Source organism: Clavibacter tessellarius, assembly GCF_001618005.1.
Lineage (GTDB): Bacteria > Actinomycetota > Actinomycetes > Actinomycetales > Microbacteriaceae > Clavibacter > Clavibacter tessellarius_A.
The window spans coordinates 127,166-152,667 of record NZ_LQXA01000061.1 but is presented as its reverse complement, the minus strand read 5'-3'; the positions used below and the strand labels follow the sequence as shown (position 1 = coordinate 152,667).

16 protein-coding genes, 1 tRNA gene and 2 pseudogenes are annotated in these 25,502 nt (G+C 74.6%); 9 read left to right on the top strand and 10 right to left on the bottom strand.

Features of this window, described 5'->3' with window-relative positions:
* Window positions 1–32 precede the first annotated feature (32 nt).
* The 4 genes from AWH51_RS15480 to AWH51_RS15465 all read right to left on the bottom strand — a co-directional run bounded on the left by AWH51_RS15480 (window position 33) and on the right by AWH51_RS15465 (window position 5,199).
* On the bottom strand, window positions 33–608 hold the full coding sequence (locus tag AWH51_RS15480) for an AAA family ATPase (RefSeq protein WP_063072932.1): 576 nt from the start codon (window positions 606–608) through the stop codon (window positions 33–35).
* A 188-nt stretch (window positions 609–796) separates the two neighbouring features.
* A tRNA-Met gene (locus AWH51_RS15475) sits at window positions 797–870 on the bottom strand.
* Between the two features lie 145 nt (window positions 871–1,015).
* Entirely contained in the window at window positions 1,016–3,970 is a 2,955-nt protein-coding gene (locus AWH51_RS15470) for a UPF0182 family protein (RefSeq protein WP_175345540.1), read from the bottom strand.
* Between the two features lie 137 nt (window positions 3,971–4,107).
* Window positions 4,108–5,199: a PDZ domain-containing protein gene (locus tag AWH51_RS15465; protein ID WP_063072931.1), complete on the bottom strand. Its 1,092-nt coding sequence runs from the start codon at window positions 5,197–5,199 to the stop codon at window positions 4,108–4,110.
* A 211-nt stretch (window positions 5,200–5,410) separates the two neighbouring features.
* Here AWH51_RS15465 and AWH51_RS15460 point away from each other — a divergent pair, with 211 nt between their 5' ends.
* Both AWH51_RS15460 and AWH51_RS16530 read left to right on the top strand, forming a co-directional pair.
* Entirely contained in the window at window positions 5,411–6,823 is a 1,413-nt protein-coding gene (locus tag AWH51_RS15460) for a zinc-dependent metalloprotease (protein ID WP_063072930.1), read from the top strand.
* A gap of 127 nt (window positions 6,824–6,950) precedes the next feature.
* Window positions 6,951–7,748, top strand: a pseudogene (locus AWH51_RS16530) (TOMM precursor leader peptide-binding protein); the annotation flags it as partial.
* Here AWH51_RS16530 and AWH51_RS15455 read toward each other — a convergent pair.
* Together AWH51_RS15455 and nudC are read right to left on the bottom strand one after the other, a co-directional pair.
* A complete protein-coding gene (locus AWH51_RS15455) occupies window positions 7,711–9,624 on the bottom strand; it encodes an ATP-dependent helicase (protein WP_063072929.1) in 1,914 nt (637 codons plus the stop codon). The pseudogene AWH51_RS16530 and the gene AWH51_RS15455 sit on opposite strands and share 38 nt — an antisense overlap.
* A 10-nt stretch (window positions 9,625–9,634) precedes the next feature.
* Entirely contained in the window at window positions 9,635–10,588 is a 954-nt protein-coding gene (gene nudC, locus AWH51_RS15450; RefSeq protein ID WP_063072928.1) for an NAD(+) diphosphatase, read from the bottom strand.
* A gap of 139 nt (window positions 10,589–10,727) precedes the next feature.
* Here nudC and AWH51_RS15445 point away from each other — a divergent pair, with 139 nt between their 5' ends.
* On the top strand, window positions 10,728–11,804 hold the full coding sequence (locus AWH51_RS15445; RefSeq protein WP_063072927.1) for a phosphotransferase: 1,077 nt from the start codon (window positions 10,728–10,730) through the stop codon (window positions 11,802–11,804).
* Here the strand turns inward: AWH51_RS15445 and AWH51_RS15440 are convergent.
* Both AWH51_RS15440 and AWH51_RS15435 read right to left on the bottom strand, forming a co-directional pair.
* On the bottom strand, window positions 11,717–14,986 hold the full coding sequence (locus tag AWH51_RS15440; RefSeq protein WP_063072926.1) for an ATP-dependent DNA helicase: 3,270 nt from the start codon (window positions 14,984–14,986) through the stop codon (window positions 11,717–11,719). The genes AWH51_RS15445 and AWH51_RS15440 overlap by 88 nt on opposite strands.
* Window positions 14,983–18,255, bottom strand: a complete 3,273-nt coding sequence (locus AWH51_RS15435; protein WP_063072925.1) for an ATP-dependent helicase — start codon at window positions 18,253–18,255, stop codon at window positions 14,983–14,985. Before AWH51_RS15435 ends, AWH51_RS15440 begins: the two co-directional genes overlap by 4 nt.
* Before the next feature lie 170 nt (window positions 18,256–18,425).
* Between AWH51_RS15435 and AWH51_RS15430 the strand changes: the two genes are divergently transcribed.
* Both AWH51_RS15430 and AWH51_RS15425 read left to right on the top strand, forming a co-directional pair.
* Window positions 18,426–18,650, top strand: coding sequence for a DUF3107 domain-containing protein (locus AWH51_RS15430; protein ID WP_063072924.1), 225 nt, complete (start codon window positions 18,426–18,428; stop codon window positions 18,648–18,650).
* A 13-nt stretch (window positions 18,651–18,663) separates the two neighbouring features.
* Complete coding sequence (locus tag AWH51_RS15425; RefSeq protein WP_063072923.1) at window positions 18,664–18,951, top strand: hypothetical protein; 288 nt, start codon at window positions 18,664–18,666, stop codon at window positions 18,949–18,951.
* A gap of 84 nt (window positions 18,952–19,035) precedes the next feature.
* On the opposite strand, the gene AWH51_RS15420 is transcribed toward AWH51_RS15425, so the two are convergent.
* Window positions 19,036–19,755: a ferritin-like fold-containing protein gene (locus tag AWH51_RS15420; RefSeq protein ID WP_254654609.1), complete on the bottom strand. Its 720-nt coding sequence runs from the start codon at window positions 19,753–19,755 to the stop codon at window positions 19,036–19,038.
* Window positions 19,756–19,904: 149 nt separating this feature from the next.
* Between AWH51_RS15420 and AWH51_RS15415 the strand changes: the two genes are divergently transcribed.
* Window positions 19,905–21,422, top strand: a complete 1,518-nt coding sequence (locus AWH51_RS15415) for a DEAD/DEAH box helicase (RefSeq protein ID WP_063072921.1) — start codon at window positions 19,905–19,907, stop codon at window positions 21,420–21,422.
* Window positions 21,423–21,535: 113 nt separating this feature from the next.
* On the opposite strand, the gene AWH51_RS15410 is transcribed toward AWH51_RS15415, so the two are convergent.
* A complete protein-coding gene (locus AWH51_RS15410) occupies window positions 21,536–22,411 on the bottom strand; it encodes a PHP domain-containing protein (RefSeq protein ID WP_063072920.1) in 876 nt (291 codons plus the stop codon).
* 93 nt (window positions 22,412–22,504) lie between these two features.
* Between AWH51_RS15410 and AWH51_RS15405 the strand changes: the two genes are divergently transcribed.
* From AWH51_RS15405 to AWH51_RS16350, 3 genes and pseudogenes are all read left to right on the top strand, one after another.
* Window positions 22,505–23,530 carry an endonuclease/exonuclease/phosphatase family protein gene (locus AWH51_RS15405; RefSeq protein ID WP_063072919.1) on the top strand — a complete coding sequence of 342 codons (1,026 nt, stop codon included), beginning with the start codon at window positions 22,505–22,507 and terminating at the stop codon, window positions 23,528–23,530.
* Window positions 23,531–23,607: 77 nt separating this feature from the next.
* The gene (locus AWH51_RS15400; protein ID WP_063072918.1) at window positions 23,608–25,254 is read left to right on the top strand and encodes an aminopeptidase P family protein; all 1,647 of its coding nucleotides are present in this window, start codon (window positions 23,608–23,610) and stop codon (window positions 25,252–25,254) included.
* A 127-nt stretch (window positions 25,255–25,381) separates the two neighbouring features.
* Window positions 25,382–25,487 (top strand): annotated as a pseudogene (locus AWH51_RS16350) (IS481 family transposase); the annotation flags it as partial.
* Window positions 25,488–25,502: the final 15 nt, after the last annotated feature.

Below are 25,502 nucleotides of genomic sequence, written 5' to 3'. Positions count from 1 at the left end.
GCGCCCCCGGCGGGACAGGTGGGCGTCCGCCCTCAGCGGGCCATGAGGTCCAGGAGCTCCACGAGCTCCACCAGCGCACGACCACCGTCGCGGCCGTCGACGGGACACGCAGCGAGGGGTCCGCGGACGACATGGCGCAGACGCTCGGCGAGGACCTCCAGGTGCTCGGCACCGCCTGCCCGGTCCAGCGCCTCGCCCACCACCCGGGCAAGCGACGGTCCCCGCCCCTCGCCGGCGACCCGCCGCCGACGTGCCAGCCTCCGTCGGCACTCGTCCTCGGGCACGTCGAGCAGCACGTGGATCGCCCGACCGCCTGCGCGCCTGGCCTCGTCCGCGAAGGCCGTCAGCTCGTCGGCGTCGTCGAAGAGCTGCGGGACCACGACCGTGCCCCCGCCCGCCACCACGGTGCGGACGATCGACCGCGCGACGGGGCGCACGGTCCGCCCCGCCCCGGCGAAGTCGTCCGCCCAACCGCCGACGGAGGTCCGGAGATCGTCGACGTCGAGGAGGAACCACCCGGCCCGCGCGTCCACCAGCTGCCGCGCGAGCGTGGACTTGCCGCTGCCCGGCAGGCCGTTGAGGAACACCGCGGTGCCCGGTCCCTGCACGTTCGACCCCCGCTCGTCACGGCCTCGGAGCCGGCCGCCGCGGCGCGCACGATGGAGGCGTCGTCACGAGACCATAGCGGGGGATCCGCCGAGCGGCGATCCACGCGGACGGCGTCCGCCCCATGGCACCGGAAGGAGTCCGGGCAAAGCAGAAGGCCCGGTCTCGAGGAGACCGGGCCTTCGTTCTGTTGCGGGGGCAGGATTTGAACCTACGACCTCTGGGTTATGAGCCCAGCGAGCTACCGAACTGCTCCACCCCGCGCTACGAGGAATACATTACCAGACCTCTCGGGTGCTCATGACCACTCGACGCCGCGCACGGGCCCCGATCGCCGCGCCGGACGAGGACGGCCCCGGCAGCACCCGCATCGCGGGGCCGCCGGGGCCGTCCTGGTGGAGCGTCCGGGCTACTTCCGGGCCGCACCCAGCTCGATCGCCCGGTTCAGCGCCTCGGTCAGGCGCTTGTCGGCCTGCGCCGCCCCCACGAGGTCGTTGGCCTTGTAGGCCGCCTCCCTCTCCTGGAGCGCCTGGCCGGCCGCGGCCAGGGCCGCCTGCACGTCCTGCGCGGGAGCCGCGGGCGAGGCGCTCGGCGCGGGCGTCGGGGTCGCCCCCGTGCCGCCGTCGGTGGCCCCGCCTCCGGAGCCGTCCACGGCAGCGGGGTCGGCGGGCGTCGTGCCCTCCACCGCCTCGTCTCCCGCCGTGGCACCCGAGTCGCCCTCGAAGATGCTGTCGAGGGCCGCGTCCAGCGTGTCCTCGAACGCGATCTTGTCGCCGAACGCCACGAGGACCTTGCGGAGCAGCGGGTAGCTCGTGTCACCCGTGGAGCGCACGTAGACCGGCTGCACGTACAGCAGGCCGCCGCCGACCGGGAGGGTCAGCAGGTTGCCGCGCACGACCGAGGTCCGTCCGCCGCGCTCCAGCAGGTTGAGCTGGTTCGCCACGTTCGTGTTCGAGTTGAAGTTGTTCTGGATCTGCGTCGGCGCCGGGATGGTGTCGTCGTTCGGCAGCGTCAGCAGGCGCAGCTTCCCGTAGTCCGGCGCCTTCTCCCCCGCGGTGCTGCCCGCGTCGGAGTCCACCCCGAGGTAGCCGGTGAGCACGCTCCGCGCGGTGTCCTGCGTGGCCGGCGGGATGAACGTCGAGTACAGCGAGAACCGCGGCGAGTCCTGGCCCGGCATCTGCATGGTCAGGTAGTACGGCGGCTGGAGCTTCGCCGACGTGCCCGGGTCCGTGGTGGCGGTGGGGTCGTTCGGGGTCGTCCAGAGGTCCTGGTTCGAGTAGATCGAGCCGGGATCGGTGACGTGGTACTTGCCGAGCACGCCGCGCTGCACCTTGAACATGTCCGCCGGGAAGCGCAGGTGGCTCATGAGCTCGCCGGAGATGTCCGAGATCGGCTTGAGGGTCGAGGGGAACACCTTCTGCCAGGTCTTGAGGATCGGGTCGTCGGTGTCCCACGCGTAGAGCGTGACCTTGCCGTCGTACGCGTCGACCGTCGCCTTCACCGAGTTGCGGATGTAGTTGATCTGGTCGGTCGGCACGAGCGGCTGCGTCTGCTGCGAGTCGGCGATGAGCCGGCTCATGTCGTTCTTCTGCGAGTACGGGTACTGGTCGCTCGTCGTGTAGCCGTCGACGATCCACACCACGCGCCCGTCGACCACGCTGGGGTACGGGTCCTTGTCCACCGTGAGGTACGGCGCCACCTTGCCGACGCGCTGCGCCGGGTCGCGGTCGTAGAGGATCTGCGACTGGTCGTTGATCTGGTTGGCCAGGAAGATCTGCTCCGACTGGAACTTCAGCGCGTAGATGAGGCGCTTGAAGACGTTGTCGACCTTCGGACCGCCGTCGCCCTGGAACGTCGTGTAGGTCTCGTCGGCGCCGTCGACGCCCGACGGGTAGTCGAGCTCGACGTTGTCGCCGGACGCGGGACCGCCGACGATCGAGTAGGCGGGCGAGTCCTCGCCGAAGTACACGCGCGGCTCGAACTTCCCCAGGTCGCCCGAGGCGGGGATGCCGGACTCGAGGAAGACCGGCTGGCCGTCGGAGGTGCGCTGCGTGCCGTAGGCGGCGACGAGCGAGTAGCCGTGGGTGTACACGAGGTGCTGGTTGACCCACGAGGTGCCGGTGTTGTTCGGGCTCAGCTCGCGCACCGCGACGACCGTGTCCTGGACCCGGCCGTCGATCTGGTACCGGTCGACGTCGAGGTTGTTCCCGAACTGGTAGTACTGCCGGAACTGCTGCAGCTGGCTGAACGCGTCGCCCACCACCGCGGGGTCGAGGATGCGGATGTTGGCCGTGGTCGCGGCGTCCTCGCGGAGCGCGCCGGGCGTGGTGTCCGTCGTGGCGTCGTAGGGGATCTCCTCGATGTCCGCGAGGCCGTACGCCTGGCGGGTGGCCTCGATGTTGCGCTGGTAGTACTGCGACTCGAGCGCGCGCTCGTTCGGCTCCACCTGGAAGCGCTGCACCACGGCCGGGTAGGCCGTGCCGATGAGGATGCTGGCCACGATGAGGCCCGCGGTGCCGATGATCGGCAGGCGCCAGCGGCCGATGGCCGCGGTGACGAGGAACAGCACCGCGACGACGGCGGCGATGCCGGCGAGGATCGTGCGGCCCGGGATCACCGCGTTCACGTCCGAGAACGCGGCGCCGGTGAACAGGCCGCCGTTGGCCGTGTTGACGACGGCGGAGTACTGGTCGAGCCAGATGCTGACGCCCTGCAGCAGGAAGTAGACGCCCGCGGTGACCGCGATCTGGATGCGCGAGCTCTTCGAGATGCGAACCTCCCGGCCGGTGAAGCGCACCGCGCCGTAGAGGTAGCTCGTGGCGAGCACGCCGAGCATCGAGATGATGACGACGGCCGAGGCGAACCCGACGACCGCCTGGTAGAAGGGCAGCTCGAACAGGTAGAACGACACATCGAGCCCGAACTGCGGATCCGTGGTGCCCGAGGGCGTGCGGTTCAGCCACAGCAGCGTGCGCTGCCAGCCGCTCGACGCCGAGACGCCCGCGAACAGGCCGAACACCGCGGGGATGGCGAACATGGCCAGACGGCGCAGCGGCTCGATGACCTGCTGGTAGCGGTCGAGCTGCGAGTTGAGCTTCGCGTAGACGGGCCGCGAGCGGTACGCGACCTGGATGCTCACGAACACCGGGATCGCCATGGCGAGGAACCCGACGAGGAACAGCGCGATGCCCGCGCCCCACTGCGTGAGCAGCACCCCGAGGTAGCCCAGCTGGTCGTACCAGAGGACGTCGGCGTAGAAGCCGGCGAAGACGAAGAACGCGATCACGAGGGCGGCGATGATGGCCGCGGTGATGGCGAGAGGGGCTCGGCTCCGTCGGGCGGGCCGGGCGGATGTGCTTGTCACGTGTGTGCCTCAGAGTCGGGGACAGCGGAGTCCTCATCCTAGGCGGGCCTCTTGCCAGCGGCCTGCGAGCGACGGCGCCCTCTCATCTGGTAAGGGGGCCCTCGCGTGCGGGCCGTCCTCGGACCGTCGGGGTCGGGTCAGCAGGTGGGCAGGGCGTCCAGGTCGCCGCCGGAGGAGATGGCGTGGAGGACCGCCAGCGAGTCGTCGAGCTTCCCCACCGAGAAGACGCGGAGGCCGTCCGGCACGTGCCCGCGGACGTCGTCGCAGTTGGCGGCCGGCGCGAGGAAGTACTGCGCGCCCGCGCGCTCGGCGCCGAAGAGCTTCTGCCGGATCCCGCCGATGGGGCCGACGTCGCCGGACGCGTCGATGGTGCCCGTGCCCGCGATGGCCTTGCCGCCGGTGAGGGAGCCCTCCTCGAGCTTGTCCATGATCCCGAGCGCGAACATCATGCCGGCGCTCGGCCCGCCCACGTCGTCGAGCTGGATGTCGACCGCGAAGGGGAACTCGTAGGCGGTGGAGGTGACGACGCCGATGACCGGGCGCCCGTCCCGCTCGGCGGGCGTGACCTCGACCGTGCTCTCCTGCCCGTCGCGCGTGATCCCGAAGGACAGGGGCGTCGTCGCGCCGGCGGCCGCCACGCGCGCCTGCAGGTCGGCGAGGTCGACCACGGCGGCGCCGTCGACCGTGCGGATCGCGTCGCCGACCCGCAGCGGACCGTCGGCCGCCGAGCCCGCGAGGACGCTCTGCACGTCGAGGGTGCGCGGCACGTCGATGCCGAGCTCCAGGAGGGCGGCGGCGACGGCGTCCTGCTGGGAGTTCGTCATCTGCACCTGGTTCTGGGCGTCGCGCTGCTCGGCGGTCTGGTTCGCGGGGAACACGGCCTCCAGCGGGACGACGCTGCGGCTCGGGTCGAGCCACGCGGAGACGACGGAGAACCAGTCGGGGCGCTGCTCGGGGTTGCCGACGACGCTCACCGTGAGCATGTCGAGGCGGCCGTCGGTGGGGTACGTGGGGCGGTCCGGGATGGAGATGAGCGGCCGCTCGGCGCCCTGGTGGTCGCTCGTGCCGAGGGTGTCGAACACCGGTCCCGGCTGCTCGATCACGTACGGGGACGGCATGAGGCCGAGGGAGAGCGCGAGCACGGCCCCGACGCCGGCGAGCACGCGGCCGACGCGGCGACGGCGCGGCGTCCGGGGTGCGCGGGGGGCGTGCTGGGCGAACAGGCTCATCCGGAGGTCCTCGCGGTCGGGGCGCGACGGGCCGGGATGCGGCCGCCGGGCGGGTGACGGGGCGGCCCGAGGGGCCGCTGTTCGCGGCTGGCGGAAGCCGCGACGGCTCAGCCTAGGCGAATGCGGATGGGTTTCCCGTGGGCGCGGGCTAGCGTGGATCCACCGACCGCGGGACCGCGGATCGGGCGCCTGATCCACCGGGAGGACCCCCATGGCCGACGAGCCCACCCCCGATCCCGAGGACGAGTTCCGCCGCATGCTCGCGCGCTTCCTGGGCGGCGACGGCCAGATCGACCCGGAGCGGCTCGCGGGCGCCGCGGGGCTCCCGCAGGACCCCGAGATGGTGCGCCAGCTCATCGCCCAGCTGCAGGGCGCCCTCAGCGCGAGCGGCGACGGCGTCGACTGGAAGGTGGCCCGCGAGGGCGCCCGCCAGCTCGCCGCGGCCGAGCAGACCCAGGTCACCGCCGCCGCGTCCGCGCCGCTCGACCAGGCGTTCCAGGTGGCCGCGCTGTGGCTCGACGAGGTCACCACCGTGAGCCAGCTCACGGTCGCGCCGCGCCTCGTCACGCGCGCGCAGTGGACCGAGCTCACGATGCCCGTGTGGACGCAGCTCGCCGAGCCCGTCGCGCTCAGCATCGCCGACTCCCTCACGGAGGTGCTGCAGCAGAACGCGCCCGAGGAGATGCGCGGCATGGTCGCGGGCGCCGGCCGCATGATGCGGAACCTCGGCGGCACGCTCTTCGCCATGCAGCTCGGCCAGGTGGTCGGGCAGCTCTCCACCGAGGTGGTCTCCGGCGGCGACGTGGGGATCCCGCTCCTCGACGACCAGCAGGCCGCCCTCCTCCCCCAGAACGTCGCCGCGTTCGGATCCGGCATCGACGTCCCCGACGACCAGGTCGAGATCTACCTCGCGGTGCGCGAGCTGGCGCACGCCCGCCTGTTCCGCCACGCGCGCTGGCTGCGGCTGCAGCTCATCACCTCCATCACGGAGTTCGCGAAGGGCGTGCACATCGACACCGAGCGGCTGGAGTCGCTCGCCGAGGGCTTCGACCCGTCGAACCCCGAGGAGCTCCGCCAGGCCATGGTCGACGGATCCCTCATCCCGCCCAAGAGCGAGGCCCAGCTGGCGGCGCTCAGCCGGCTCGAGACGATGCTCGCGCTCATCGAGGGCTGGGTGGACGTCGTCACCGCCGCCGCCACCGTGCGGCTCCCGCGCGCGGACGCCATCGCCGAGACCGTGCGGCGCCGCCGCGCGACGGGCGGGCCGGCCGAGTCCGCCTTCGCCACGCTCGTGGGCCTGGAGCTCCGACCGCGCCGCCTCCGCGAGGCGGCCGCGATGTGGCAGGCCGTCACCGACGCGGTCGGCGCGGAGGAGCGCGACCGGCTGTGGTCGCACCCCGACGTGCTGCCGACGAGCGAGGACGTCGACGCGCCCCACGCGCTCGTCGCGCGGCTCACGCAGGGCGAGCCCGAGCCGGACGAGGTCGACCAGGCGCTCGAGGACCTGCTGAGCGGATCCGACGCCGGCCGCCCCGTGGAGGACGGCCAGGGTCACGCCACCGAGCCGGACGCGCCGACGGACGAACGCCGGGACGACGACGACACGGATCCGCGCCCCGTCTGATCCGTGCCGCACCACCGCCGAGGCCGGCGCCGGCCTCGGCCGTCCGGGCGGCCGCCCGGAGCCGGCACCGGTCGCGCCTGTGGACGCGGCCGGCGCGCCGTCGGCGCGTCGGGCACTCTCCGCGCCCATGGCCATCCGACTCGATCCCCGCCTCCCCCTCGTCTGGCGCACGCCGGACTCCCTCCAGCTCGGCGTCGACCGCCCGCCCGTGGTGCTCTCGGCCGTCTCCCGCCTCGATGAGCGCCTGCTCCACGCGCTCCGCACCGGCGTGAGCCGCGGCGGGCTCGACATGATCGCGGCGACCGAGGGCGCCGGCCCCGCGCAGGTCACGCAGCTGCTCGACCTGGTGCGGCCCGCGCTGCTCCCGCCGGGCGATGACGGCCGACCGGCGACGCCGACGGGACGGGTCGCGGTCGTCGGCGCGGGCCCCACGGCCGACCGGATCGCCGACGCCCTCGCCCGAGCGGGCCACGACGTCCGGGCCGCGGCCGGGCCGGCGGCCGGGCCGGCGGCCGTGGAGGACCCGCCCGACCTCGCCGTGATCGTCGCCCACTTCGCGATCGCGCCGGCCGCCTACGGGCGGTGGGCGCGCGCCGACGTGCCGCACCTGCCGGTCGTGCTCGGCGACCGGACAGCGGCCGTCGGCCCGCTGGTGCAACCGGGACGCACGGTCTGCTGCTACTGCCTCGACCTGCACCGCCGCGACGCGGATCCGGCGTGGCCCGCCCTCGCGACGCAGCTGCTCGGGCGCGACAGCGGATCCGAGGACGGGCTCGTCGCGGGCGAGGTCGCGGCCCTCGCCGCGCGGCCGGCGCACCGCCTGCTCGCCACGGGCGAGAACCCGCTCGCCGGGCACCAGGCGCTCCTCGACGTGCGGACCGGGCGGGTCAGCCGCCGCGCTTCGCGCCCCCACCCGTTATGCGGGTGTCGAGCTCTGCCAGGAACCGCGACGGCTCCCGCTGCCCCGAGCGCTGCGGCCCGCTCCGGCTCCACGACAGCCGCAGGCCGGATCGCGCGCGCGTGATCCCGACGTAGAGGAGGCGCCGCTCCTCGTCGACCGCCTCGAGCGTCTGCGCGTAGCTGATGGGCACGAGCCCCTCGCTGAGCCCCATCAGGTAGACGTGCTCCCACTCGAGGCCCTTGGCGGAGTGCAGCGTCGCGAGCGTGACCGCGGAGACGGTCGGCTCGTGCTGGCCCGCCTGCCGCTCGAGCAGCTCGTCGGTGAACGCGCGGAAGGTGCTTCCCGCGGGCATCCGCTCGGCGAGGCCCATGATCGCGTCGAGCGACTCCCAGCGGTCGCGCACCGCGCCCTGCTGCTCGGGCGGCTGCTGGCTCCAGCCGAGGCCGCGGAGCACGTCGCTCACCGACTTGAACAGCGGCTCGCCGGAGATCGACACGGACGCCCCGCGGAGCGCGAGGAGCGCCTGCTTGATCTCCGGACGGTCGAAGAAGCGCTGGGATCCGCGCACCTGGTAGCTGACGCCCGCGTCGCCGAGCGCCTGCTCGAGCACCGCCGACTGGCCGTTCATGCGGTAGAGCACGGCGATGTGCTCGGGCGGGATCCCCGAGGCGATCTGCTGCGCGATGGCGCCCGCGATCGCGCGTGCCTCCGCGCCGTCGGACGGGAACGCGCTCACCTGGGGCGCGCGGAAGCCCTCGCCGCGGCCGGGCACGGAGGCCGCTCCGCGCCCCTTCGCCCGCGCCGCGCCCGTGCCGTCGCCGTCGGGATCCGCGTCCGCCGAGACGAGCGTGAGCGCGCCCGGCCGGCCGCGCATCAGCCGGTTCGCGGCCTCGGTGATGCCCGAGGTCGACCGGTAGTTCCGCTCGAGCCGCACGACGGTGGCCTCGGGGAAGCGCGACGCGAAGTCGAGGAGGTAGGCGCTCTTCGCGCCCGCGAAGGAGTAGATGGTCTGGCTCGCGTCGCCGACCACGCAGAGGTCGCGGCGGTCGCCCATCCAGAGGTCGAGGATCGTCTGCTGGAGCGGCGAGACGTCCTGGTACTCGTCGACCACGAAGAAGCGGTACTGCTCGCGCACCTGCTGCGCGACCCACGGCTCCGCCTCGATCATGCCCGCGGTGGCGAGCAGCACGTCCTCGAAGTCGAGCTGGCGGCGCTGGTCCTTGATGTCCTCGTACGCCTGCAGGAGCGCCACGGCCTGGTCGGCGTCGAGCTGCGGCGGCAGGGTGCGCGTGGTGCGAGCGGCGAGGCCGTACTCCTCGACGGAGATCATGGAGACCTTCCGCCACTCGACCTCGGCCGCCATGTCGCGGAGGGCGGCCGTGTCGAGGCGGAGCCGGAGGGACTCGGCGGCGTGGCCGAGCATCCGGCCCTTGCTCTCGATGAGGCGGGGCATGGTGCCGCCCACGACCTGCGGCCAGAAGAAGTTGAGCTGCTTGAGCGCCGCGGCGTGGAAGGTGCGGGCGGCGACGGGCCCCGCGCCGAGCTCGCGCAGGCGGCCGCGCAGCTCGGCGGCGGCGCGCGACGTGAAGGTGAGCGCCATCACCCGGTTGGGCGGGTAGACGCCGGCCTGGATCCCGTACGCGATGCGGTGCGTGATGGCGCGCGTCTTGCCCGTGCCGGCGCCCGCGAGCACGACGACGGGCCCGAGGAGCGCCTCGGCGGCGAGCCGCTGCTGGTCGTCGAGCGCCTCGAGCAGGGACTCGGCGGTGGGGACGTCCTCCGCGGGCTCGTCGACGGCCTCGGGCACGGGGCCGAGGGCGACGGGCGCCGGGAGGGCGCCGGAGGGGCCGGATCCGTACGGGTCGCGGCCGGGCGTCCCGGGGACGAGCTGGTCGGTCACGATCGGCCGGTCACCACTCCCGCTCGCCGTCGTCGAGGGGGCCGCCGTACCACTCCTCGATGATGGCGCGCGCGATGGACGACGGGCCGGGCAGCGCGATCTCGTCGAGCGCGCCCCGCAGCTCCTCGCGGCTGAACCAGCGCAGGTCGATGATCTCGGTGCCGTCCGGGGTCGCGGGCCCGCTCGTCGCGGAGACCCGCGCGAGGAAGCCGACCATCACCGACGCGGGGAACGGCCACGGCTGGCTGCCGAGGTAGCGCGGGTCCTCCACCGTGACGCCGGACTCCTCGAGCACCTCGCGCTTCACGGCCGCCTCGAACGACTCCCCCGGCTCGACGAAGCCCGCGAGCAGCGAGTATCGGTCGCCGCCCCACATGGCGTTGGCGCCGAGGAGCAGGCGGTCGTCCCGGTCGACGACCCCCATGATCACGGCGGCGTCGGTGCGCGGGAAGACCTGCGAGCCGTCGGAGGGCGCGCGGCGCACCCAACCGCCCTGCTCGACGACGGTCGGCTCCCCCGTCCTCGGCGAGAACGCGTGGGAGGCGTGCCAGTTCGCGGTGGCGAGGGCCTCGGTGAAGAGCGCGGCGTCGCGGTCGTCGAGCTGGACGGCGGTGGCGCGCAGCTCGATCCAGCGGTCCTCGGCGGGCTGCAGCTCGGCGGCGGCCGCGTCGGTGAGGACGGCCGCGACGACGGGCGTGCCCGCCGGCTCGCCCTCGTGCGCGACGGTCGTGCGGCCGAGGTAGATGCGCACGGTGGCCGCGGTGACGCGGTCGACCGGCAGGAGCTCCAGCGCCGCGCGGTCGTCGGCCACGGAGCCGAGCGCGCGGTGGCCGCGCATCGGCAGGACGCGCGTGGCCGGATCCGCCCACAGCTCGTCGAAGAGGGCGGGCGAGTCGCGGTTCAGGCCGTCGCGGTCGACGCCCTCGCGGGACAGGGGCAGACGGGAGAGGAAGCTGTCGAGCACGGGTGACCAATCGACTTCGAGGGCGGACGGGCCGAGGGGCGGGACGGCGGTGCCGAGGCCCCGCCGACGGTGCGCGGGTGGGGCCGGAAGCGCGTGGCGCGGTGAGACGGAGGGCTCCCAGCGACCTAACCTGTAGGGCATGGCCAGATCCCACCTCACTCTAGCCGCGTTGGCGACCTCGGCCGTCGCGGGGCTCGACGTGGTCCGCAGCACCCCCTTCACGGCCGGCGGCGCGGGCGACTTCGACTCCGCGCTCCTCACCACGAGGGACGGCCGCGAGCTCCTCGTGCGCGTCCCCACGACGCAGGCGTCCGAGTCCGAGCAGTCCGCCGACCTCGTCGCGCTGCGGGCGCTCAGCACCGGGATCCGCTCCCGCCTGCCGTTCCGCGTGCCCGAGTTCCTGGGCCAGGCGCCCGTCAAGCCGACCCGCGGCTTCGTCTACGAGCACGTCCCCGGCCGGATCATCTCGCTCGACGAGATCCCCGCGGGCGAGGGCCTCGCCCGCTCCATCGGCGCCGCCGTCTCCGCCGTGCACAGCCTGCCGACCGGGTTCGTCGCGGATGCGGGCCTGCCCGTGCTCTCGGCCGCCGAGATCCACAGCCAGACCGCGGCGCTCATCGACCGGGCCGCCGCGACCGCGCTCGTGCCGAGCCTGCTGCTCTCCCGGTGGGAGGAAGCGCTCGACGACGCGTCGCTCTGGCAGTTCCAGCCGGCGGTCGTGAACGGCGCCGTGCAGGCCTCGTCGTTCCTCGTCGACGGCGACGACGTGACCGGCATGATCGGCTGGTCCGAGCTCCGCGTGGCCGACCCCGCGCACGACCTGCACTGGGTGCTGGGCGCCCGCGCCGAGCACGTCGCCGAGAGCGTCTTCCGCGCCTACAACCAGGCGCACCACGTGACGGTCGACCGCCAGCTCAAGCAGCGCGCGCTCCTGTACGCCGAGCTCGAGATCGCCCGCTGGCTGCTGCACGGCGCCGACACGCGCAACCAGGGCATCATCGACGACGCCGTGAACATGCTCAGCGCGCTCGTCGACACCGTGCGCGCCGACGAGGGCCAGCGCATCGCCCACGAGACGCTGCCCGTGATGGACGTCGACCAGGTCGAGGAGATGCTCGACTCCCGGCCTCAGCCCACCGTCTCCCCGGACGCCGCGCGCGACGCGTCCGGCGTGCGCGCGCCCGACCAGAGCGCCACGAGGTCCTCCTCGGAGTAGATGCGCTCCGGCTTCAGCGAGCGGCCCTCGGCGACGAAGTAGAACTCCGCGTCGATGAGCTCCGGATCGATGCCCCGCCACTTCGCGAACGCGAGGCGGTAGAGCGCGAGCTGGAGCTGCTTGAGCTCGAGGTCGGCCGCGTCCTTCGGGGTGCGGCCCGTCTTCCAGTCGACGACGCGGTAGCGGCCGTCGATGAGGAACACCGCGTCGATCTTGCAGATGACGACCTGCCCGGCGAGCTCCATGTGGATCTCGACCTCGACCTCCTCGGGCTTCCGGCTGGCCCACTCGCTCGCCTCGAAGGTGGCGCGCAGCCGGTCGAGGTCCTCCTGCTCCACGGGCGGCTCGGTCGGATCCTGGTCGAGCTCGACGCCGGACGCGTCGATGACGTCGGCCGTGCCCGCGGGCCCGTAGCGCGCCTCGACCCAGCCGTGGAACAGCGTGCCGAGCCGCGTCTGGCGGTAGGGCCGCTCCGGCATGGGGCGGCGCAGGCGCGCGGCGACGCCCGCCGGGTCGCTCACGAAGTCCTTGAAGCGCGACGCCGGGATGCGCGTGGGCAGGTCGACGAGCTCGGCGTCGCGCGCGCGGGCGTCGCGCTCGGCGAGGAGCAGGTCGATGTCGCGGGTCCAGACGGTCTCGGCGTGCGGATCCGCGATCGTCACGGCCTCCGCGGCCGCGCGCACCCGGGCCTCGCGCGGGCCGAGCGGCGGGAGCGGCCAGGCGACGCGGGCGGATCCGGGCTCGAGCGGGTTCTCCTCCAGCTCGGGCGCGTCGGGCAGCGCGTCGGGCGCGATGAGGCCCACCTCCTGGATCTCGCGGAGGAACGCCCCCGGCCCCCGCGGCTTCTGCTGCGTGGACCAGAACGAGCCCGAGAGCAGCAGGTCGGACCGGGTGCGCGTGACGGCGACGTAGGCGAGGCGCCGCTGCTCGGCGGCGTTCCGCTCCTCGAGCTCCTCGCCGAATGCCTCCATGGCCTCCGCGAACTCCTTCTGCGTCTCCACGCCGCGCCAGGCGAGCGACGGCAGCTCGGCGGAGTCGCCGCGGAACTCGAACGGCAGGGCGCCGAACGCGACCCAGCCCTTCTTCTCCCGCAGCGTGCCGGGCAGCTCGCCGTCGACCATGCGCGGCACGGCCACCACGTCCCACTCGAGGCCCTTCGAGCCGTGGATGGTGAGGATCTGCACGGTGCCGGGCTCCGGCTCCTCCGTGCGCGGCGCGAGGTTGTCGCGCCGCTCGGCCTCGGCGAGCCAGGCGAGGAACGGGCCGAGCGTGCCCGCGGTGTCGCCCTGGAGGTAGCCGGCCACCTGCTCGGTGAAGGCCTCGAGGCTGGCGCGGCCGAGCGGATCCGTCTCGTTGGCCGCGACCTCGATGTCGAGCAGCAGCTCCTGCTGCACGACCGTGACGAGGTCGACCAGGTCGAGCCCGACGCGCGAGCGGAGCACCTGGAGCTGGCGCCCGGCGGCGCGGAGCCGCGCGAGGCCCTCGGCGCTGAAGCCCTCGAGCGCGCGGTGGCCCTCGGGCGCGCCGACGACGAAGTCGAGCGCGTCGACGACGGAACCCACCTCGTCCGGCACGACGGAGGCGCGCAAGCCCGCCCGCACCTCGGCGGCGAGCTCCTTCTGCGCGGGGTCGCGCGCCATGAGCCAGGACGCGACGCGGGACAGCGCGTGCACGTCCTTCGTGCCGATGCGCCAGCGGGCGCCCGTGAGGAGGCGCACCAGCTCGCTGCCCGCGGTGGGGTCGTGCAGCACGCGGAGCACGCACACGAGGTCGACCACGGCCGGCTGGTCGAGCAGGCCGCCGAGCCCGAGCACGCGGAACGGCACGCCGCGGTCGGCGAGCGCGGTCGTGAACGGCTCGATGGTCTTGAGCGACCGGCAGAGCAGGGCGGCCGAGCGGGGCCGGTCGCCGGATCCGGGCTGCCGCAGCCGGTCGGCGAACCACGCGGCGACGCTCGCGGCCTCGTCGGCGACGGTCTCCTCGTAGGCCACGTCGAGCCGGCCGTCGCCCGCGTCCGGGCGCGGCTCGAGGCGCGCCACGGGGATGCGCGACGCCGCGGTGAGCGGCTCGACGATGCGGTTCGCCGCGCCGAGCACCGACGCCGGGTTCCGCCAGCTCGTGGAGAGGGCGTACACGGGCACGTCGGCCGCGGCGGCGCCCGCGGGCGCGAAGTCGGCCCCGAAGCGCGCGAGGTTGGCCGCGCTCGCGCCGCGCCAGCCGTAGATGGACTGGTGCGGATCCCCCACGGCCATGACGGGCGTGCCGCCGAAGAGCGTGGCGAGGAGCCGGGTCTGCACGACGGAGGTGTCCTGGTACTCGTCGAGGAGCACGATGCGGAAGCGCCTCCGGTGCTCGGCGACGACCTGCGGCACCCGCTCGCAGATGGCGAGCGCGAACGCGACCTGGTCGCTGTACTCCACGAGGCCGCGCCGGGTCTTCTCCTCCTGGAACCGCACGGCGAGGTCGACGAGCGGCGGCAGCGCGCCGACGGCGGCGACGGCCTCGGCCGCGGGCGCCTTCCTGATGCGCGCGGATCCGAAGGGCAGCTCCTCGAGCCGGGTGAACGCCCCGGCGAGTCGCACGACCTCGGCCGGGTCGGCGACGTTCTCGCTCATCGCGCGGCTGAGGGAGATGACGGCCTGCGTGATGGGATCCACGCCCCGGCCGAGCTCGAGCAGCCGGGGGTCGGTGCTCTCCACGACGAGCCGGCGCGCGAGCTGCCACGCGGACGCCTCCGTGAGCACGACGGACTCCGCCTCGCGGCCGATGAGCGTCGCGCTGTCGCGGAAGATGCCGTTCGCGAAGGCGTTGTAGGTCTGCACGGTGGGCGTCGCGAACGCGTCAGCGGGGACGGCGGCGAGGCCGGCCTGCTGCAGCTGCTCGATGCGGGCGCGGATCCGCACGCCGAGCTCGCCCGCGGCCTTGCGCGTGAAGGTGAGGCCGAGGATCTCCTCGACGCCCACATGCCCGTTGGCGAGGAGCCAGACGACGCGGCTCGCCATCGTCTCGGTCTTGCCGCTGCCCGCGCCCGCGACCACGAGGCCGGGCTCCAGCGGCGACTCGATGACGCGCCGCTGCTGCTCCGTGGGGCTCGGCAGGCCGAGCGTCTCCGCGATGCGGCGGGCGCTGATCGGCACGTTGTCCGCCGCCGCCGCGCCGCCGGTCGAGCCGACGCCGCTCACGCCGACACCGCCCGCACGAGGTGGATGCGGTAGCGCCGGGCCGACCCCGGATCCCGCTCCCCCAGGTCCGGCGTGCCCTCGAAGGTCGCCCCCGCCATGCCGGTCGCCGCGTCGGCGATGCGCGCCCGGAACCCGTCGAGCTCCTCGCGGGTGAGCGGCTCCTGCGGCAGCTCGCGGTACGGCAGGCCGCGCGCGCCGCCCGAGACGTAGAGCAGCTTCGCGCCGCCGGCCGTCGCGTCCGCGGGGACCTGCTCGAGCGCGCCCTCGACGAACGCGAGCTGGTACGAGCCGAGCTGCGCGTGCGCGGGGATCTCCGCACGCGTGGGGAAGTGCCTCCCCGTCTTGAGGTCGACGATGACCACGCGGCCCTCCTGCGTCAGCTCGATCCGGTCGATCATGCCGCGCAGCCGCGCGACGCCCACCTCGAGCTCGAAGGAGCCCTCGGCGGCGAGCATCCGCCCGCCGGCGCCCGCGAAGTCGCGGAGGTATCCGCTGACGCCGGCGATGAGCTCGCCGGCCTGACGCCGCTCGCGCTCGCCCACCCAGGGCGATTCGAAGGGCAGCTCGCCCCAGCGCTCGTCGAGCCGGGCCTCGAGCGCGGGCGGGCGGAGGTCGGCGTCCGGATCGAGGCTCGCCTCCTCCATGACGGCGTGCACGATGGTGCCGATGCCCATGGCGGTGCTCGTGGAACCGCCGGACGCCTGGTCGATGAACCAGTTCAGCGGCGAGCGCTCGAACGCCTCGAGCCGCGAAGGCGAGACGGGCACGCGGGCCTCCGGGTCGGTCAGGTCGACGACGGGCTCGGTGGTGGAGGGCTCCCGCAGGCCGTACCACTCGGCCGGATCCGCGCCCGTGACGCCCTCCGCGGCGAGACGGGCCAGGGCCGAGGCGGCGGCGCGGCCGCGCTCGCGCGTGGCGTCGGCGGGCCGTCGGGCGGTGCGGTCGCCGGAGACGACGCGGCCGTCCTCCAACAGCACGGCGTCGCGGTGCACGACCGCGAGCTCCCGCCGCAGCGCGCCGACCAGCCCGCGGAGCGAGAGCGGGTGGTCGGGCCGGATCCGCAGCGCGGCCGGCGCGTCCTTCGCCACCCGACCCGCCTCGGCACCCGCCTCCGCCTCGGCGAGACCGGGCGCGGGCGGCACGAGGCGGAGGAACGGCGACGGCGCCTCCTCGTCGTTCGCGGTGGCGCTGAGCACCACGACGCGGGACGCGCGGGAGACGGCGAGCGCGAGCATCCGCAGCTCGTCGGAGAGGACCTCGGCGCGCTCGTCGACGTCGACGCGGTCGAGCCCGCGCGCGACGGCGGAGAGGCGCTGCGGGTGCAGCAGCGATCCGCGGAGCCGCAGGTTCGGCCAGACCCCCTCCTGGAGCGCGGCGACGGCGACGACCTCGTAGCCGGCGCCGACGACCGCGGACGGCGTGGCGACGAGCACCGTGTCGGCGAGCGGCTGCGGCGAGAGCGTGTCCTCGGGCACCTCGGCGCCGAGCAGCTCCTCGACGAAGTCGGACGCGGGTCGGCCGGGGTTCCGCTCGACGAAGCGCCGCGCGGCCGTGAAGAGCGCGACGACGCCGTCGAGGTCGCGGTTCGCCTGGTCCGCGACGATGCCCGTCTGCAGCGCCTGCTCGAACCACGGCCCCGCGAGCCGCGAGCCCTCCCACAGGTGCCAGAGCAGTTCCTCGATCGTGCCGTCCGCGGCGGCGAGCTCGCGTGCGCCCTGCAGCGTGCGGGCCAGCCGGGCCAGCCGGCGCGCGGGCGGGAGGTCGAGCGTCTCGAGCCGACCGGGCGCGGCGAGCGCCTCCACCAGCAGCTCGTCGCTCGACCGGTGCCCGTCGCCCGCGAGCTCCTCCTGGCGCATAGCGAGGCGGAGGCGGCGGAGGGCCACGCCGTCGAGGCCGCCGAGGGGACCCGTGGCGAGCTCCGCCGCGATGTCGGGCGCGAGCGGCACGCGCCCGAGCACCACGTCGACCGCGCGGATGAGGGCGAGCGCCGCGAGGTCGTCGCGGAGCGCGCGCCCCGCGACGGCCGTGCGTGTGGGCACCTCGGCCGTGGCGAGGCTGCGGGCGACCTGCGGCACGAGGGATCCGGAGCGCACCAGCACGACCATGCGCGCCCACGGCACGCCGCCGAGCAGGTGCTCCTCGCGGAGGCGTCGGGCGAGGCGGGCCAGCTCGATGGCGCGCGTGGGCGCCTCGATGACCTGGATCGGGTCGGCGTCGTCGACGAGGCCCGGCGCGGATCCCGCCTGCCGCTGCCGCCCTGCCCCTGCCGCGCCGATGCGCGCCGTGACGGCCGAGGTGAGCGCCCGGAGCGCGGGCGGCTGCCGGTGCACCCGGTCGAGCACGAGGGTGACGAGCTCCGGGAGCCCGAGCACGGTGGACAGCCGGCCGAGCGCCGCGGCCTCGGCGCCGCGGAAGGTGGCGGCCGCGACGTCCGGGTCGCCGAACGCCACCACGTCGGCTCCGCGCGCCGCGAGCGCCTGGAGGAGGGAGAGCGTGGCGGCCGTCGCCTCGTGCAGGTCGTCGGCGACGACCAGTCGGATGCCCGTGAGGGCCTCCCCGCGCGCCACGAGGAGGACCGCCTCGGCGAGCAGCTCCGCGCTGTCGAGGTGGTCGCCGCGGAAGGAGTCGACGACGTCCTCGTACTCGCGGGCGAACTCGGCCGCCGCGATCCACTCGGGCACGCCGTGCGCGCGCCCGAGATCGGCGAGCGCGTCGGGGCGCACGCGCTCCTCGGTCGCGCGCATGAGCAGCTCGCGGAGCTCGGTGCGGAAGGCGCGCAGCCGACGCACCTCGACCCCGAGCGGATCCGGCCACGCGGGCCCGGTGCCCGTCTCCTCGTGCCCGGCGAGGAGGTCGGCGATGATCTGGTCCTGCTCGGCGCCCGTGAGCAGCCGCGGCGGCGCGGTCGCCGTCTCGGCGGCGCGCCGGGCGAGCACCTCGAAGGCCACCGAGGTGGCGGTGCGGGCGAGCGGCCCGAGCGTGGGCACGCCGACGCGCAGGGCGAGCTCGTCGCGGAGGCGTGTGGCGGCCGCGCGCGACGGCGCGAGCACGAGGACCTCGGACGGGTCGAGCCCGTGGACGAGGATGCGGTGGGCGACGAGCTCCCGGAGCGTGGTGGTGCGGCCCGACCCCGGGGCGCCCAGCACGGCGGCGCTCACGCCGACGGGCAGCCCCACGACCGCGCGCTGTGACGGGTCCAGCTCGACGGCGGGCTCCGCGCCGCCCGGGGCGGAGGCGATGGGCGGCTGGCGGAATCCCCGGATGGTCACGCGCCCACGCTACCGGCGGCCCCCGACGTCGGCGGATCCCGGGCCGGCGGCCTCCCGACCGGCCGACCGACGCACCCCGTCCGCCCTCAGTGAACGCCGCGGGGCCGCTCGGGCGGGTGCCCTAACCTGAGGGAGCACCGTCGCATCCGACGCATCGAAAGGCACCTCCCGTGGAAATCCGTATCGGCCTCGTCAACACCGCCCGCGAGCTCTCCTTCAGCACCAAGCAGACGCCCGAGGAGGTCCAGGAGACCGTCGCCGCGGCCGTCCGCGACTCCGCGCCCTTCCTCTCCTTCACCGACGACAAGGGCGCGACGCACCTCGCGGTCACCGCCCACCTCGCCTACGTCGAGCTCGGCAGCGCGGACGCCCCGCGCATCGGCTTCGTCCGCTAGCCCGCCCTCGACCGTGGAGCTCCTCTTCGTCGCGCTGTTCGGCGCCCTCATCGGCCTCGTCGCGCGCTACGCGCTCCCCCACCGCGGCACGCACGGCGCGCTGCTGGTGCCCGCCGTGGGCACGATCGCCGCGATGGTCGCGTGGGTCGCGCTCACCTGGGCGGGCCTGCGCTGGGACCAGGGCGTGATCTGGATCGCGACGCTCGGCGTCTCGGCCCTGGTCGCCGCGGGCGTCGACCTCTTCCTGGGGCGGCGCCGGTCCGCCGCGGACGCGCGCGCCCTGGCCGCCATCGGCGGCTGACCCGCGCCTCGCACGCCGCGACGCCCGGTCCCCGAGGGGCCGGGCGTCGTCGCATCGGGGGCGGTCGTCGAGGACCGCGGCGCGTCAGGCGGTGAGCCCGAGCGCGTCCATGCGCCGCGTGTGCGCCGTGATGATGCCCGCGAACACGGGCTCGAGGTGCACGCGCGCGTCGGCCGGATCCGCGAGGGACGCCCGCATCGCCGTGCCCGCCACGAGCAGCGTGTCCCCCACGAGCCGGCGGCCCCACATCGCGAGCCGCGATGCGAGCCGCGGGTCCCGCCGGATCCCCGCACGTACCGCGTCGACGAGGCCCTGCTGCCCGATGCCCGAGGAGAGCAGCACGACGACGCGCTGCCGCTGGTCGGACGGGAGGGCGGAGGCGAGGCGCACGAAGAAGTCGTCGAGCAGCCCGGTGGTGATGTAGGCGGAGATGAGGCTCTCGAACCAGTCGGCGCCCGCGACGACGGCCGTGAACCGGTCGAAGGCCGCGCGGTGGGGCTCCATCACGACGCTCGGCTCGCCGCCCAGCCGCTTGATCTCCGCGGCGAGCGCCTGGTGCTTCCCGAGCGCGATGCCGGCGGCCGTGGAGACGGCCTCCTTGCCGGCGAGGTCGGGCGCCTCGGTCACGGCCCGCGACAGCGTCTCGAAGACGGTGAGCTGCAGGTACGCGGCGGCGCCGAGGAAGCGGAGGGTGTCGGGCGAGAAATCGTCGACGCTCACGGTCGGCGCGGCGGCGCGGCGCTTCGACTCGCCGCGGGACCTGACCCGGGGCGCCTCGATCGTCGTCGACCGGCGTCCGAACATCTTGAGCACGTGGCCAGTGTAAAGGGAGCGGGAGGCGGCGTCCGGGCCCCCGCCCGCTAAACTCGCCCGTGGTCCCTCAACGGAAGGGCCCCATCGCGCCCGCAGAGAAGCAGACCGGGCGTGGACCGCACCGCTAGACAGGGCACAACGTGACTTTCACCGAACTGAACATCGACGAGGACATGGTCCAGGCGCTCGCCGACCACGGGATCCTCGAACCCTTCCCCATCCAGGAGCAGACCATCCCCCTGGCGCTGGCCGGCCAGGACATCATCGGCCAGGCCAAGACGGGCACCGGCAAGACCTTCGGCTTCGGCCTCCCGCTCATCCAGCGGCTCGGGCTCACCCCCGAGCCCGGCGTGCAGGCCCTCGTGGTCGTGCCCACCCGCGAGCTCGCCGTGCAGGTCACCGAGGACCTCCAGCTCGCCACCGCGAACCGCGCCACCACCGTCGTCTCCATCTACGGCGGCAAGGCGTACGAGGGCCAGATCGAGCAGCTCAAGGCCGGCGCGCAGATCGTCGTCGGCACGCCCGGCCGCCTCCTCGACCTCGTGGGCCAGCGCCTGCTGTCGCTCCAGGGCGTGCGCGAGATGGTGCTCGACGAGGCCGACAAGATGCTCGACCTCGGCTTCCTGTCCGACATCGAGAGGCTCTTCGCGCAGACCCCGGCCGTGCGCCACACGATGCTGTTCTCGGCCACCATGCCGGGCCCGATCGTCGCGCTCGCCCGCCGCTTCATGACGAAGCCGATCCACATCCGCGCGACCGACCCGGACGAGGGCCTCACGCAGGCGAACATCCGCCACCTCGTCTACCGCGCGCACAACATGGACAAGGACGAGGTCATCGGCCGCATCCTGCAGGCCGAGGGCCGCGGCAAGACCGTCATCTTCACGCGCACCAAGCGCGCCGCCGCCCGCCTCGTGGAGGAGCTCAACGACCGCGGCTTCAACGCCGCGGCCGTGCACGGCGACCTCAACCAGGAGCAGCGCGAGCGGGCCATGGCCGCGTTCAAGGCGGGCAAGAAGGACATCCTCATCGCCACCGACGTCGCGGCGCGCGGCATCGACGTGCTCGACGTCACGCACGTGATCAACCACACCATCCCCGAGGACGACAAGGCGTACCTGCACCGCGTCGGGCGCACGGGCCGCGCGGGCAAGACCGGCATCGCGGTCACGTTCGTCGACTGGGACGACCTGCACAAGTGGGCGCTCATCAACCGCGCCCTCGAGTTCGGCCAGCCGGAGCCGACCGAGACGTACTCCTCGTCGCCTCACCTGTTCACCGACCTCGACATCCCGGCGGGATCGAAGGGCCGCCTCCGCGCGACGCCCACGGTGAACCCCGACGGCACGCCGCGCGAGCGTCCCGGCAGCCGCGGCTCCGACGGCGGCCGCTCCGGCGGACGCGACGGGGGCCGTGACGGCGGACGGGGCGGCGACCGCTCCGGCGGACGCGAGGGCGACCGCTCGGGCGGGCGCTCGCGCTCGCGCAGCGGCTCCTCCGCGGCGTCGACCCCCGCCGAGGCCACCGCGGTCATCGGCAGCGAGCAGCCCGACACGGCCGGCGGCCACGACGCGCCGCGTCCCGACGGCGAGACGCGCCCGCGCTCGCGGAACCGCCGCCGTCGGTCGGGCGGCGACCGCCCGACCGCGACGGCCTAGCCGCACCGCACCGCACCGCACCGCACCGCACCGCACCGCACCGCACCGCACCGCGAGAGGGGCCGCATCCACCGGATGCGGCCCCTCTCGTCGTCCCCGCGGACGGGTGCGGGTCAGGCCGCGGGGATGGGCACGACCGGCGCCCACCCCGTCGCGCGCTCGACGATGCGCGCGAGCACGGCCGGTTCCGTGGAGTTCTCGGCGAGGCGGTTGGGCTTCCCCGCGCCGTGGTAGTCGCTGGACCCCGTGACCTCCAGGCCGAACCGCTCCGCCAGCGCGGTGAGGCGCACGCGCGACGCGGGCGGGTTGTCGCGATGTCGCACCTCGAGGCCGAAGAGGCCGGCGGCGACGAGCGCCGTCATGCGCGAGTCCGACAGCACGCGCTCGGGGCCGCGGGCGCCGGGGTGCGCGAGCACCGCGAGGCCGCCGGCCGCGGTGATCAGCTCGACGCCGAGGATCGGATCGGGCGCGTAGTGCGGCCGGTAGTAGCCGCCCTGCCAGTGCAGGATGCTCTCGAAGGCGGCCGTGCGCGTGGCGACGTGGCCGCGGGCGACGAGCGCGTCGGCGATGTGCGGGCGGCCGATGGTGCTGCCGGGCGTGGTCTGCGCGAGCACGTCCTCCCAGGTGAGGGCGTAGTCCCGGGCGATGCGGCCGACCATGGCCTCGGCGCGCGTCATGCGCTCGCTGCGGACCCGCGCGGTCATCGCGGCCAGGTCGGCGTCCTCGGGGTCGAAGAGGTAGGCGAGCACGTGCACGCTCGCGTACTCGAGCTGCGTGCTCATCTCCATGCCGGGCACGAGCGTGATCCCGTGCGCGACGGCGGCGGCGGACGCCTCGGCCCAGCCCGCGGTCGAGTCGTGATCGGTGAGCGCCACGGCCGAGAGGCCCTGCCGCGCGGCCTGCGCGACGAGCTCGGCGGGCGTCTCGGTGCCGTCGGACACGGAGCTGTGCGTGTGCAGGTCGATGGGACCCGGCTGCTCGTCCGGCATCCTGCGATCCTATCCGCCGCCCCGAGCACCTCCCGGCCGTGCGGTGCCGACGGCGGCGCTCTCCCAGAGAGCCGCCATAGTGTGGAGCGGGTCATGGGTCGGGTCGTCGGAGCAGCAGTCATCCTCGTCACGGCCGCCTGCCTCCTCGTCATCACGTGGCCCCAGCTCCTCGGCCTCGAGCAGAGCTACCTCGTCGCCCACGCCGTCGCCATCCGCGGCGCGCTCGTCGCCGCGTCCGCCGCGGTGCTCGCCCTGACCCTCCTCCTCTGCCTGGCGATCCGGCCGGCCCGACGCCTCCTCGGCAGCCTCGCGCTGCTGCTCGCGGTCTTCATCGGCGCCAACGCCGCCGTCCTCGCGACGCGCGGCGCGGGCGACACGGCGTTCGCGGATCCGCAGGACGCCGACGTCACCGTCCTCTCCTGGAACACGCTCGGCGGCGCGACGGGTCCGCGCGCGGTCGCCGACCTCGCCATCGAGTCCGCGGCCGACGTGATCACGCTGCCCGAGACGCGCGAGGAGACCGGCGCGGAGATCGCCGTCATGATGCGCGCTGCGGGTCGGCCCATGTGGGTCCGCACCGTCGCCTTCGACGACGTGGCCGCGGCGCGCTCCACCACGATCCTCATCAGCGCGGCGTACGGCGACTACCGGCTCGACGAGTCGCGCGGCACCACGAGCGTCCTGCCCACCGTCATCATGGAGCCCGTCGACGGGAACGGGCCCGTCATCATGGCCGTCCACCCCGTCTCCCCCATCCCCGAGCAGATGGACAACTGGCGCGCCGACCTCGCCTGGCTCGGGCAGCGCTGCGACGAGGGCAACGTGATCATCGCGGGCGACTTCAACGCGACCCTCGACCACATGAGCCGCTACGGCGGCACACCCACCGAGCGCGACCAGGTCACCGACCTCGGGCAGTGCGTCGACGCGGCGCGCGCGTCCGGCAACGCGGCCGTCGGCACCTGGCCGACCGGCGTCCCGGCGCTCCTCGGCACGCCCATCGACCACATCATGGCCACGCCCGGATGGGAGGTCACGGGCTTCCGCGTCGTCGAGGACCGCGACGGCGCCGGCAGCGACCACCGGCCGATCGTCGCCCAGCTGACGCCGCTGCGCTGACCCGGGCGTCGCCCGGTGCACGCCCGACGCGCTGCCCCCGCCGCGCCGACGCGCGGAGCAGGTGGGATGATCGACGGATGGCCGAGAACACCGACACCGCGTCCGAGACCACCCCAGACGACATCGTCGCCGATCCGGCCGCGCCGCTCGCCACGACCGAGACCCCGGCGCCCGCCGTCACCGCGCCCGCGGGCGGGCCGGCCACCGGCGCACCGGTCGCGGGATCGGGAGCGGCCCCCGTCCCGCGCGCCACCTCGAACCGCAGCACGACGCCCGCCAGCACCGCGTTCAGCGACTTCGTCTCCACGAACTGGGCCGACCGCGAGGAGGTCGACCCGCCCGCGCGCGAGCAGGCGCCCTTCGCCGCGGACCGCCGCCGCCGGCTCTCCGCGCTCCACGTGGGCACGCGCCTCGTGATCCCGGCCGGCCGCCTGAAGCAGCGCAGCAACGACACCGACTACCCCTTCCGCGCCCACTCCGCCTTCGCCCACCTCACCGGCTGGGGCGCCGACAGCGAGCCCGGCGCCGTGCTGGTGCTCGAGCCCGTGGCTGCCGGATCCGCGGCCGACGGCTCCGCGCACGAGGCGACCCTGTACTTCCGCGAGCGCGCCGGGCGCGACAGCGACGAGTTCTACGCCAACGCGGAGATCGGCGAGTTCTGGATCGGCCCGCGCCCGTCGCTCCGTCAGGTGGCCGCCGACCTCGGCCTCTCCACCGCGCCCCTGGCCGACGTCGACGACGCGATCGCCGCGGCGGGCGCCGTCCGCGTGATCCGCGAGGCCGACGCCGTGATCGCCGCCCGCGTCGACGCGGCGCGCATCGGGACCGACGCCGACGGAGACCCCGACGCCGACCTCGACGGTGACGCGCTCCTCGCCCGCGACGCCTCCGAGCTCCGCCTCGTCAAGGACGCCTACGAGATCCGCCAGCTGCGCGGCGCCGTCGACGCGACCGGGCGCGGCTTCTCCGACGTCATCGCCGACATGCCGGCCGTCCTCGCCCACCCGCGCGGCGAGCGCGTCGTCGAGGGCGTCTTCAACGCGCGCGCACGGGCCGACGGCAACGCGGTCGGCTACGACACCATCGCGGCGTCCGGCCCGCACGCCTGCATCCTGCACTGGACCCGCAACGACGGCCGCGTCGTCCCCGGCGACCTGATCCTCGTCGACGCCGGCGTGGAGCTCGACAGCTACTACACGGCCGACATCACGCGCACGCTCCCCGTCTCCGGCACCTTCACCGACGTGCAGCGCGAGGTCTACGAGGCCGTGCGCGAGGCGGCCGACGCGGCGCTCGCGATCGTGCGCCCGGGCATCCGCTTCCGCGAGGTGCACGCGGCGGCGATGCAGGTCATCGCGCGGAAGGTCGCCGACTGGGGCATGCTGCCCGTCACCGCGGAGGAGGCCCTCGAGGCGGACAACCAGCACCACCGCCGGTACATGGTGCACGGCACGAGCCATCACCTCGGCCTCGACGTGCACGACTGCGCGCAGGCCCGTCGCGACATGTACATCGACGGTCTCGTGGAGGCGGGGATGGTCTTCACCATCGAGCCGGGCCTCTACTTCCAGCCGGATGACCTCACGGTGCCCGAGCGGTTCCGCGGCATCGGCGTGCGCATCGAGGACGACATCCTCGTGACGCGCGACGGCGCCGAGAACCTGTCCGCCGGGATCCCGCGCACGGCCGACGAGGTCGAGGCGTGGATGGCGGGCCGCGCCTAGCGACCGCTCCGCGGCACCCGACGGCTAGCTGTACTTCCTCGGGAGGTCGTGAACGCGGGGGCGGATAGCGAAGACCTCCGGGACGAGATGTGGGTTACCACACTCACCGTCGTCACCGGAGGTCTTCGTGACTCACGCTAACGCCCCCTTCACTCCCGCGGGCAGGCTTCGTCTTGCTCGGTTGATCATCGAGGACGGGTGGCCGATCCGGCGCGCTGCGGAGCGCGGGGAGCTGGCCCCCATTCCTG